Source organism: Algoriphagus sp. (assembly GCF_029254265.1).
Taxonomy (GTDB): domain Bacteria; phylum Bacteroidota; class Bacteroidia; order Cytophagales; family Cyclobacteriaceae; genus Algoriphagus.
In genome coordinates, this window is sequence record NZ_JAQWXX010000093.1 from 1 (window position 1) to 12,151 (window position 12,151).

The window sequence follows — 12,151 nt, forward strand, 5'->3', positions numbered from 1 at the left end:
GTTTTATACAATCAATAGAGCGCAGGATTCATATCCGACGCGGCGGACGGGAGTTCAAATCTCTGGCTCGCTACTCAAGGCTTTTGGAAACGGAAGCCTTTTTTTTGTTTTATACAATCAATAGAGCGCAGGATTCATATCCGCCTCGGCGGACGGGAGTTCAAATCTCTGGCTCGCTACTCAAGGCTTTCGGAAACGGAAGCCTTTTTTTGTTTTATACAATCAATAGAGCGCAGGATTCATATCCGCCGCGGCGGACGGGAGTTCAAATCTCTGGCTCGCTAATTAAGACTTTCAGAAATGAAAGCCTTTTTTTTATTTTTATAGTTATGAATGATTTTGTAGTCTATATTCTTTATTCAAAGTCATCTGGCAAGACTTATACAGGAATGACTTCGGATTTGATTACTAGATTTCACTTTCATAATATGAAATCTACTAAGGGTTATACATTAAAATACAGACCTTGGATTGTGGTACACATTGAATTTTTTAAAACTAAAAAAGAAGCTTTAATTCGTGAAAAAGAACTCAAGTCAGGAAAAGGAAGAGAATGGTTAAGATTAAATATCCTTCCAAATTATTCTTAAGCGCAGGATTCTTATCCGCCGCGGCGGACGGCAGCCAACCTCCGATAGGTAAATTCAAATCTCCTCCCGAAAGCTTTCGGGGCTAATCGAGGCTTTCAGAAATGGAAGCCTTTTTTTGTTTTATAGACCAACTGTTTCTAGGCAATTTTGGTATATTTCCACAGATTTAATGTCTAAAAATGAACCATCATTACATCCAAAACCCACCAAATACTATTAGAAAGATGTTTGGTTTTTTGGGGCCTGGGTTTATTCTATCGGCCTCAATTGTTGGTTCTGGTGAATTAATAGCTACTACTATTCTCGGTGCAGAAGCTGGCTTTATTACTTTTTGGGTGATACTTGTCAGTTGTATCATCAAGGTTGGAATACAACTCGAATTTGGGAAAAATGCCATTGTTTCTGAAAGCTCAATAATGGCTGAATTAAACAATTTTAGAGGTCCGCGTTTGGGGAAAGTAAACTGGTCTGTTTGGGTTACCTTTTTATTGACAAGCCTTAAGATTCTACAGCTTGGCGGAATGCTTGGAGGAGCTGCAATTGCATTCACAATGATTTTTCCATGGCTCCCTTTAAACTTAACTGTGATATTCTTAGGGTTAAGTGTGAGTCTGTTGATTTATAAAAATTATTACGGAATGATTGAAAAAATTGCCGCTGTGATGGTTTTCGGGTTTACTTTTTTCACTTTGCTTTCGCTTGTTGCTGTTTTTTTTACTCCTTTCCAGTTCTTTTTTGAAGATGTTTTGAAGGGATTAAGTTTTGAATTACCAAAGGAATACCTCTTTGTTGCGATTGGAGCTTTTGGAATTACTGGTGTGGCAAGCGACGAAATCATAGCATATACTTATTGGTGCAAGGAAAAAGGATATGCAGCTTTTGTCGGAGAAAATGATGGTAGCGAATCTTGGAAAATCCGAGCAAAAGGCTGGATCAATGTCATGTATTTGGACGCATTCGTAGCAATGGTTTGCTACACAATCGTCACTGCGGCCTTTTATTTGTTGGGAGCTGCAATTCTTCATGGCAGCGAGCATGTCCCAGAAGGAAATGATCTTATAGGATACCTAGCAACAATTTACACTAAATCTCTTGGGCCAGGTGCTCGTTTAGGTTACTTGATAGGGGCATTTATTGCCCTTTATTCAAGTGTATTTGCAACGCTAGCGTATTGGTCTAGGCTTTTTCCTGATATTTTTGTCCAATTAAAATGGTGGGAAATCACTAACCAAAAAGACAAAGATAAATATGTCAAAATACTGGCTTGGATATTTCCAACGCTTTGGATTATCACCTATTTATTTTTAAAACTCCCCACCTTCATGGTACTTATTGGAGGAGTGATTGGTTCTGTTTTACTTCTGGTGATTGTGTATGCGGCGATTGAATTCAGACTAAAAAATGATTCTCTAAAACTTGATTCAAATATGTTTTCAAAAGCTGTTTTTTGGCTAAGTGTAATTTCAATTACTTTAATCTCTGGCTATGGGATTTTAAAAATATTCTAAAAAAAAAGCCTTCCCGAAGGAAGGCTTCATAAAATAAGGCAGTGCAGCCCTTATTTTACTTTTTCAACTACAGCTTTGAATGCTTCAGGGTGATTCATGGCTAGATCTGCCAAAACCTTACGGTTAAGTTCGATCTCACCTTTCTTCAATAATCCCATTAGTTGAGAATAAGACATGCCAAGCTGTCTAGCTCCTGCATTGATACGCTGAATCCATAAAGCTCTGAATTCTCTTTTCTTTGCTTTTCTGTCTCTGTATGCGTACTGAAGTCCTTTCTCGTACTTGTTTTTGGCTACTGTCCAAACGTTGCTACCTCTTCCGAAATAACCTCTTGTGGCTTTTAGCACTTTTTTTCTTCTTGCTCTTGACGCAACCGCGTTTACCGATCTAGGCATAGTTTTTTAATTTTTGATTCGTGGTGTTTATTGCTAAAACTTGAAAACCAACGTACCTGGTGAATAAATGAACCTTAATTTAATTTGTGTGAATGAGGAAAATCAGATTCTCAACATTGCACGTACTCTACCCTCATCAGACTCGTGAACTAGACCTGTTTTGGTCAAGTTACGCTTTCTCTTGGTGGCTTTTTTTGTTAGAATGTGGCTTTTGAAAGCGTGTTTCCTTTTGATCTTGCCGGTTCCCGTTAAAGCGAACCTCTTCTTTGCACTGGATTTGGTTTTTACTTTTGGCATTTTGCTGTATTTAAATTAGTTGAACTTTATTTTTTACCTGCTTTGGGAGCGATGAAGATATTCATCCGCTTACCTTCCAATTTTGGAAGCTGTTCTACAGCTCCATAATCTGCAAGAGCCTGAGCGAATCTCAATAATAGCATCTCCCCTCTTTCCTTAAACACGATACTTCTTCCAACAAAGTGTACGTAAGCTTTTACTTTTGCACCTTCTTTTAAGAAACTTATTGCATGCTTCAATTTGAAGTTAAAGTCATGCTCATCAGTGTTGGGTCCGAATCGGATTTCCTTTAAAACAATTTTTGCAGCGTTGGATTTAATTTCCTTCTGCTTCTTTTTCTGCTCGTATTTAAACTTCGCATAGTCAAGAATTTTACAAACTGGAGGATCCACATTTGGAGAGATTTCAACCAGATCTAAGTCGTTTTCCTGAGCGAGTTTGATAGCTTGTTCTAGAGGTAGAAGGGCATTCCCGCCTTCTACAAAATCTCCTACTAATCTCACTTCGCGAGCTCTGATTTTATGGTTTACTTTATAAGGTTCTTCCTGTCGACCTCTATAGGGTTGTCTTTGGTTTCTCAAGTTTGCGTTGATTGTTTTATGAAATAGGCTGCAAATATCTGAATTTTTTCTTATTAGAAAAAGTCAAATTCGATATTCTCATTTTTACTTACCTAATGATTCTGATATTATACCGTTAAAATAAGTGATAAATTCTTCCGGAGAGTAGTTACCTAGATCTCCAGCACCATGCTTTCTCACAGAAAGCTTTCGCTCTTCTTGTTCCTTTTCACCTACTATTAGCATGAAAGGCACTTTTTTGACTTCTGAATCCCTGATTTTTCTCCCGATTTTCTCATCTCTATTATCAATGGAACCCGTGATCCCTGCCTCATCTAAAATTGCCTTGATTTCTTCTGCGTAGGCAATATATTTTTCTGAGATAGGCAAAATATTAATCTGCTCAGGAGCCAGCCATAATGGAAAATTCCCTGCGCAATGCTCAATTAATACTGCAACAAAACGCTCCAATGATCCAAATGGAGCACGGTGAATCATCACCGGTCTATGCTTTTGGTTATCTGCACCTATATATTCCAGTTGGAATCGTTCAGGGAGGTTGTAATCTACTTGTATTGTTCCCAATTGCCATTTTCTACCCAAAGCATCTTTAACCATAAAGTCTAGCTTTGGTCCATAAAATGCAGCTTCCCCAAGTTCCGTAACGGTTACTAAACCCTTTTCTGCGGCAGCTTCAATAATTGCTGATTCAGCTTTCTCCCAAGCTTCATCCGAACCTATATACTTTGAAGGGTTTTCAGGATCTCTCAGCGAAATCTGGGCAGTATAATCCTCGAATCCCAAGGCTTTGAATACATAAAGAACCAAATCAATCACTTTAATAAATTCTTCCTTCACCTGATCCGGTCGGCAGAAAATATGAGCATCATCCTGAGTAAAACCTCTTACCCGAGTTAACCCGTGCAATTCTCCACTTTGCTCGTAGCGATAGACGGTTCCGAATTCCGCATATCGGATTGGCAGTTCTTTGTACGAATGTGGTTTATGCTTGTAAATTTCACAGTGATGTGGGCAGTTCATCGGCTTCAATAGGAACTCCTCCCCTTCGTGCGGAGTAGCAATAGGTTGAAAAGAGTCCTTGCCATATTTTTCATAATGACCAGAAGTCTCATAAAGTGCTTTATTGCCGATATGAGGAGTTGTTACTTGCTGATAGCCAGACTTATCCTGCGCTTTTTTCATGAAATTAATCAAGCGCTCACGTAGCAATGTTCCTTTAGGCAACCAAAGTGGAAGCCCCATCCCTACTTTTTCCGAGAAAGTAAATAGCTCTAATTCTCTTCCAAGTTTTCTATGATCTCGTTTTTTAGCTTCTTCAATTAGCGTCAAATAATCCTGTAATTCCTTCGCTTTTGGAAAAGTCACCCCGTAAATACGAGTCAACATCTTACGCTTCTCATCCCCTCTCCAATAAGCTCCTGCAATATTCGTAAGCTTAACAGCTTTGATAAATCCAGTATTTGGAATATGTGGTCCACGACATAAATCAGTGAAATTACCTTGCTCATAGAATGTGATTGAGCCGTCTTCCAGCCCTTCCAATAAATCAAGCTTGTATTCGTCACCTTTCTCCTCAAAATAGGCTATGGCATCTGGTTTTGAGATTTCCTTTCGGATGTATTCATTTTTAGCTCTCGCTAATTCAATTATTTTCTGTTCGATTTTCTCAAGCTCTGAGCCATCGAGCGTGTGATCTCCAAAATCAACATCGTAATAAAAACCTGTCTCGATCGGAGGACCAATACCAAACTTAATCCCAGGATAGAGTGCTTCCAAAGCTTCTGCAAGCAAGTGAGCAGAAGAATGCCAAAAGGTATTCTTTCCCTCTAGGTCATTCCAAGTTAAAAGTTGAAGTGTAGAATCTGAATCAATAGCTCGGGTTGCATCCCAAACTTGACCATTAACTTTTGCGGCTAGAACGTTCCTGGCTAAACCCTCGCTGATACTGGCAGCAATCTGTAGTCCGGTTGTTCCTTTTTCATACTCCTTCTCAGTGCCGTCCGGAAGTGTAATTTTAATGTGTTCTGACATAATTGTAATTATTCTAGCCCATACAAACAGGCATTTGGATTAAAGTGCAAATATGCGAATAGCACCTTCAATCAAAAAATTTAAAGGAAAGTAATCCTGAAAAGATTCATCATTTCTTCACGGTATAAACGATTAGAACAGGGTTTTCAGAATCTTTCGCAGCAAAGGCCGCTTCCGCAAAGTTTTTACCTTTTCCTTTCACATATTCCTCAAAGCCATCCTGACCAAGTTCAGCTTTCTTTTTTTGCAAAATTTTAAAAAGATCTTTCCCTGGTATTTTACAACCAACTTTCTCCTGATCAAATCTATAAATTACCGAATACAGGTCAAAACCTTCGTTTATATCGTCCTTGATCCTCCCTTTTAATACGTGAGTTTTTTGCTTGGCTCGATCAAAAAAAACATTGAAAAAACCCTCTTCATATTTAAACCCTGAGTAAAACTGCGAATTCGAGATGTACCAACCCATTGGAGCAAAATACAGCTTGGCTTTTTTATTTATGAATTTCAGTTCTTCAAGACCATCTAAAGTTTCTTTATTCCTTTTCAACTCCTCAATGCTTTGTGCATAGCTTCCGAAATCAAAAACAAGTTTAGGTATGAATTTACCTGATTCGTATATCATGATTGTGTCATGAAAAGGTCTTGCAAAATATATAGCCTCCTCCCCAACTAAATTATCTCTACCCGAATAATTTCCATAATAGGTATCCGCATCATATGGAAAAAATCCCAAGGTATCCAGAAATGATTCATTGACACTTTTTACAAAATAGTCTTCTGGGTCTCTGGGGTTAGAGTAAAACAAATACCGTTTTTCCTTTTCCAAATAAACGCCAGTCTCAATGTGAGATTCCATACTAACTTCTCTCAAAAATTCTCCTTCCAAGGAAAACCACATTAATTTAGGAGGATGAACCCCCAACATCAACAATTCATTGTTGACAATAATTGCGTAGTCAAAATCAAGATATTTTTTAGGACCTTCTCCATAAGCTCTGATTTTCGAAACAAATTTCCCCTTCCTATCAAAAACTTTTATACATCTACAGCCGAAAATATCCAAAACCATAATTTGGTCTTCGTGAAATATAATTTTATGTAATCCAGCACTAAGTTGAGCATCCTCCGAATCATCCTTAAGCCAGATATATTCAATCTCGGGCTCAAAGAATTCGGAAAGCTTTCCTTCCCTAGCTTCAGAAAGATCTATTTTGATTATCTCTAGCCCTTCATTTGTAGCATTTATATCCGATTTCTCAGATTTTGAACAGGCAAAAATTGAAAGAAAAATGATGGGCAAAAAAACGTAAATCCTGAGTTTCTTCATGTCTTAAAAATAAAATAAAAACTAAGAAATTGAAACTATTAAAGTATAATCTGTGCACTCACCTTTACTGAAAAAGGTCTCGCATCAGGCGTATCCAAATAGGTCATCCGATGAAAGAAATCCACTCGGAAAAACTTAAAGATATTCTCCACTCCATAGCCAAGCTCCACGTAAGGTTTTGTCGGGTCTAATTTTCCAAAGGTTTTCAGAGGATCCCCTACCTGATCTACAGTTGGCGAATTGGCAATATTTTTATCACTAACACTGCCAAAAAGTACATTAGCATTTGCAACAGCTCTCCATTTCAGCTTTTTGATGACTGGAATCTTATTCAAGAGAAAACCTTCAAAGAAATGTCTGTATCGTAAACTTAAATACTGATCAGAGGCAAATTCATTAAAGTTCATCGTATTGAATGCCGCCGTGGTGTAAAACAAAGTCTCATTCCCCAGATGGTTTTTTAAGATTGGATATGGCACTTCTCCAAATATTTTTCCGGCATCCAATTCATACCTGGAAACACCCAGCATCCCCATATTAAGGCGCTGATACATGTAAAAACTCAATTTCGTGTAGTCGATATCTCCTCCAAGTCCTTGGAAGCCCCGGCTAAAATTCATTTCAAAAATCGGCCATCTCGACGGTCCAAATGACACTCTTTCATTATCATTTATAATAATGATTTCATCTCTCCCGTAGCGTAAACCTGCTTTTATTTCGGTGGTTTGAAATTTTGACTGGTATTCATTCGTGCCCTTTTCCAGATAATAGAAATCGTATAGCGGATCAAATTCAGCTAATTTTAGACCCGTAGTAAATAAGAATCCTTTGAAAATTTCACGTTGAAAATCTAGTCGATGATTGGTGCTGAAATACGGTCTTCTCAATGTACCAAAACGGCTAGCCGCAAGAAAAATACTGTTCCCATCCAAACTTTCAATTTCCAATCCCACCTGATCAATTTCTTTTTGGGACTTCAAGGAGATAGTAGTCCATCTGTTTCTATCTAAAATCCGGGTAATAGAACCTGTATATTTAAATTCTTCATCCTTGAATCCATATGCCAAGTATCCTTCCAGAAGCCATTTATTACTAAATTTCAAATTGGTTCGAAAGCCCATTCCAAATCGGACTCCTTCGATATTATTGTAGTTAAAAAAGCCAGGCCAAGGTCCGATATCGATTTTCCGAACAGGCAAATAGCCTGTGGCAAAGAATTTTAACCCTTCTGAGTAAAACCGAATCACAGGTATCTTTTTCAGCGTATCGACCATCTGCAGCACTGCCAACTCCTCTAAGCTCAAGGGATCTTGTCGATTTACTTTCCAAAAATCCTCGCTTGCTTCATTAAAATCCGGTTTCAACACAACTGCTTGATTAAAGAAATTAGTCGGCTGCGGATCAACGATTTTAATACTATCCGCAGAGGTATAGAATTTGGCCAAAAGACCAGCTGTTTTAGGAGTAATCTGCCCTATTTTAATCTGCACACGAGTTTTAGAAGCAATCAATGGTCCTGCACTGGTAGGAACCAGCTCCTGTTGGATTTTGATACGCTCTATAAAATTTAAGTTAGCTTCTTTTGGAATCACCAAATCCACTTGCTTCAAAGCGTATGTTTCTTTATTAATCCAAATCAATCCAGAAAATGCCAGATCCTGCTCTCGAAGTGGATATACTTTCAACAAATAGGCTGAGTCTCCGGAAACATAAACTGAATCCAACAGATCGTAGTCATAGAACCCTTTCCAGCCATCAGCAATTGGGGACACAAATTCCTTTTCGAGAATATTCAACCAGTTTTTATAAAAGTTATATTCCTGAAAAGCTGAGCCAGTGATCTGCGAAGTAGTCGAACCATCGGTGATCCCCACTCCTGTGACTTTTGATTTTTCGACAATTTCCTTTTTAAGTTCGGGATTTGTGCGGAAATAAAACTTAGAAAGGGTTTCTGAGAAAAAAACAGGAAGGATCTTCTCTCCTTCATCATTGGTCAACTGCTTTATGGAGTCTAAAACTGCAGTGACTTTTTGTACCGTCTTCCGCTGAGTAAATTCCTCTGAGACATGATCGATGTCAATTTCGATTTTTGTATAATTCTTTGTTTCGTAAGCACTTAAATTCCTTTTATCAAAGTCATTTTTTCTTGCTACTGCCCTTCGAATCACTTCAAAAGCAGGATTCTCTCCAGCTTCAAAAACAAAAGCTTCCATTTGGAAATCAGATGGAATTAATTGGAAATTAATCGTCTGGTTAGAATCTTTTGACAAGGGCTTGACACCAGAAATATATCCCAAATAACTCACCATAATGCTATCGGAAAGCACCTTGGAATCAATCTGATAATTCCCCTCAAAATCGGTGGATATCCCAATCGTAGTTCCTTTAAGTAATACTGAAGCAAAAGGAATTGGATCTCCTGTTTGTGCGTCTGTCACTTTTCCTTTGATGCTGAATTGGGCGGACGCAGTGAGACTGATTAGGAAAAATAGAAAAGTGAAAAAACTTCGAATCATCAATTTAAGGTTGGTTAGTAAACACAACGCTGCAAAATAAATTCAATCTGCTAGGAAATTATCCCTCTACCAATATATTTTATCATTTTTAAGAAAAAGTGAAACTCAATTATCTCAGGATTTTGATTCCATCACTAGTATATTTGAAGAATTTAAATTCAAAACATGAGCTACGATATTGTAATTGTCGGCGGAGGAATCGTCGGACTCGCAACAGGTCTCAAACTCCAATCCAAAAGACCTAACCTGAAAATAGCTATCCTTGAAAAAGAGGATCAACTTGCTAAACATCAAACAGGAAATAACAGTGGTGTCATTCATTCAGGATTATATTACAAGCCAGGCTCCCTTAAAGCGACTAACTGTATCAATGGGTATCATGAGTTGGTAAAATTTTGTCAGGAGGAAAAAATCCCTTTTGAGATAACCGGAAAGGTGGTAGTAGCCACTAGGGAAGAACAAAAGCCTTTGCTTAAGACCCTTTTTGAACGAGGACTCCAAAACGGATTGACTGGTACCCGATACATTACTTTAGAGGAATTAAAAGTATATGAACCGCACTGTGCGGGAGTAGCAGCGATTCATGTCCCCCAAACCGGAATAGTCGATTACTACCAAGTCGCTTTAGCTTATGGTAGAAAAATAATTCAACAAGGCGGAGAGATATTTTTAAATCATAAAGTATTAAAAATAAGCACAAAAGAAGGATTGAATTATATCGAAACTTCAAATAAAACTTTTAAATCTAAACTCGTAATTAATTGTGCGGGATTGTATTCCGATAAGATTGCTCAAATGAGTGAATCAGAAAAAATCGATGTAAAAATCATTCCATTCAGAGGAGAGTATTACAAGTTGAAATCGGATCGCGAGTATTTGGTCAAAAACTTGATTTACCCAGTCCCTGATCCCAATTTTCCATTTTTAGGCGTTCACTTCACAAGAATGAAAAAAGGTGGTGTAGAAGCAGGACCTAATGCAGTTTTAGCTTTTAGACGAGAAGGTTATAAAAAATCCCAGATCAATCTTTTCGAATTAGGAGAAACATTAGCTTGGCCAGGATTCCAAAAAGTAGCGGCAAAATATTGGCAGACAGGATTTGGAGAATTATATCGATCCTTTTCCAAATCAGCATTTACCAAAGCGCTTCAAGAGTTGATCCCTGAGATCCAAGAATCTGACCTCGTTGAAGGTGGAGCAGGCGTTAGAGCTCAGGCATGTGACCGAACTGGAGGTTTACTGGATGATTTTGCCATTCGGGAGACCGCTAATGCTATCAACGTATTAAATGCTCCTTCACCAGCTGCGACAAGTTCACTTTCTATCGGTGGAACGGTAGCAGATTTGGCAATCACGCGATTTGATTAAACTTGGGTATTTACAGAATCTGGAAAATATCGATTTGCCAAGGTTACCATTTCATCTCCTCTGACCAAATCATGAATTGTAAGTTCGGAAGTATGACAATGTCCTGATGCTCTCAGCAATTCCTTTACGGCATGGATGGTGTTTTTGTGGAAATTGTAAACACGCTCCGATTTATCAGTAACCACTAATCCTTTCGCCAAAGAAGCTCTTTGAGTGGCCACACCTGTTGGGCAATCATTGGTATTACATCTTAAGGCTTGAATGCACCCTAAGCTGAACATAAACCCACGCGCAGAATTACAAAGATCTGCACCGAGAGCGATGTATTTTAAGATTGAAAACGCACTCAGCGCTTTTCCTGAGGCTATAATTTTGATTTTATCTCTTATTCCAAATTTGACCAAAGTTCCTCTTACAAATATTAAAGAGGGCTCTAAAGGTAATCCTACACTATCTGAAAATTCTAATGGCGCTGCACCTGTACCTCCCTCTGCTCCATCTATAGTGATAAAATCAGGAAAAATCTGATGAGACACCATGGCTTTACAGATTGCACTAAACTCCTCTGTCCTACCTATACAAAGTTTAAATCCAATAGGTTTTCCACCTGAAAGCTCTCGTAGTTTTCCTACAAATTCTATTAACCCATTCTCATCCTTAAAGGCACTATGAGAAGGAGGAGAAAGGATGGTGGTTCCTTTTACTACACCTCTTATTTCTGCTATTTCAGCAGTATTTTTGACACCTGGAAGTACTCCTCCATGACCGGGTTTTGCACCTTGTGAGAGCTTTATTTCAATCATTTTGACTTCCGGCCAATTTGCCTTTTCAGCAAATTTAACAGGGTCAAAATCCCCATGTTCATCTCTACATCCAAAGTATCCAGTTCCTATCTGCCAGACCAAATCCCCACCCTGACGGTGATAAGAAGAAATTCCTCCTTCCCCTGTATTATGATAAAAACTGCCTTTTTTTGCTCCTAGATTAAGAGCCCTGATAGCATTAGAGCTCAATGATCCAAAGCTCATCGCAGAAATATTAAAAATAGATGCATCATAAGGATGCAAACATGCATGACCTCCAATCATCACTCGGGCATCTGTCTTATCCGGTGAAACAGCATATATAGAATGTCTTAATGCCATATAGTCAACACCATTTAAATCACGTTGTGTACCAAATGGGTGTGTGTCACTTACATTTTTTGCTCTTCTATAAGCTAATGATCTTAGATTTCTACTAAAAGATCTGCCATCAGTATTACTCTCTATAAAATATTGTTGAATCTCAGGACTTATCGACTCTAAAATATATCTAAAGTGTCCAACCAAAGGGAAATTCCTAAGAATTGCATGTTTTTTTTGAAGCACATCATAAATCCCTACCAAAAAAAGCCCTGCTAGAATCCAAAGTACAAATTTCCCCAGATTGAAATTCATAAATTGGAAATACCACATTAGGAAAATAGTGAGCATTCCAAGTAAAAAAAGGGAGTCAAAAAAAAGCTTTCTCATAATTGAAATTGTTTAGGGGAA

10 protein-coding genes are annotated in these 12,151 nt (G+C 38.1%); 3 read left to right on the forward strand and 7 right to left on the reverse strand.

Translation table 11 applies throughout. The features are described 5' to 3' along the window. On the forward strand, window positions 1-590 hold a 590-nt coding region (locus P8O16_RS13765), incomplete at its 5' end, for a GIY-YIG nuclease family protein (protein ID WP_300316019.1). A 179-nt stretch (window positions 591-769) separates the two neighbouring features. Then, a complete protein-coding gene (locus P8O16_RS13770; protein WP_300316020.1) occupies window positions 770-2,098 on the forward strand; it encodes an Nramp family divalent metal transporter in 1,329 nt (442 codons plus the stop codon). A gap of 50 nt (window positions 2,099-2,148) precedes the next feature. Here P8O16_RS13770 and rplT read toward each other — a convergent pair whose 3' ends face one another. From rplT to P8O16_RS13800, 6 genes are all read right to left on the reverse strand, one after another. Next, entirely contained in the window at window positions 2,149-2,493 is a 345-nt protein-coding gene (gene rplT, locus P8O16_RS13775; RefSeq protein ID WP_075352640.1) for a 50S ribosomal protein L20, read from the reverse strand. Between the two features lie 102 nt (window positions 2,494-2,595). Beyond that, a complete protein-coding gene (gene rpmI, locus P8O16_RS13780) occupies window positions 2,596-2,790 on the reverse strand; it encodes a 50S ribosomal protein L35 (protein ID WP_075352641.1) in 195 nt (64 codons plus the stop codon). Between the two features lie 26 nt (window positions 2,791-2,816). Further along, complete coding sequence (gene infC / locus P8O16_RS13785) at window positions 2,817-3,371, reverse strand: translation initiation factor IF-3 (protein WP_300316021.1); 555 nt, start codon at window positions 3,369-3,371, stop codon at window positions 2,817-2,819. Window positions 3,372-3,455: 84 nt separating this feature from the next. Continuing rightward, window positions 3,456-5,402 carry a threonine--tRNA ligase gene (gene thrS, locus P8O16_RS13790; RefSeq protein WP_300316022.1) on the reverse strand — a complete coding sequence of 649 codons (1,947 nt, stop codon included), beginning with the start codon at window positions 5,400-5,402 and terminating at the stop codon, window positions 3,456-3,458. A 109-nt stretch (window positions 5,403-5,511) separates the two neighbouring features. Next, window positions 5,512-6,732, reverse strand: a complete 1,221-nt coding sequence (locus P8O16_RS13795; RefSeq protein ID WP_300316023.1) for a 6-bladed beta-propeller — start codon at window positions 6,730-6,732, stop codon at window positions 5,512-5,514. 38 nt (window positions 6,733-6,770) lie between these two features. Further along, window positions 6,771-9,248, reverse strand: coding sequence for a DUF5686 and carboxypeptidase-like regulatory domain-containing protein (locus P8O16_RS13800; protein WP_300316024.1), 2,478 nt, complete (start codon window positions 9,246-9,248; stop codon window positions 6,771-6,773). A gap of 165 nt (window positions 9,249-9,413) precedes the next feature. Between P8O16_RS13800 and lhgO the strand changes: the two genes are divergently transcribed. Continuing rightward, on the forward strand, window positions 9,414-10,616 hold the full coding sequence (gene lhgO, locus P8O16_RS13805) for an L-2-hydroxyglutarate oxidase (RefSeq protein ID WP_300316025.1): 1,203 nt from the start codon (window positions 9,414-9,416) through the stop codon (window positions 10,614-10,616). On the opposite strand, the gene P8O16_RS13810 is transcribed toward lhgO, so the two are convergent. Continuing rightward, the gene (locus P8O16_RS13810; protein WP_300316026.1) at window positions 10,613-12,130 is read right to left on the reverse strand and encodes an FMN-binding glutamate synthase family protein; all 1,518 of its coding nucleotides are present in this window, start codon (window positions 12,128-12,130) and stop codon (window positions 10,613-10,615) included. The genes lhgO and P8O16_RS13810 overlap by 4 nt on opposite strands. Window positions 12,131-12,151 lie beyond the last annotated feature (21 nt).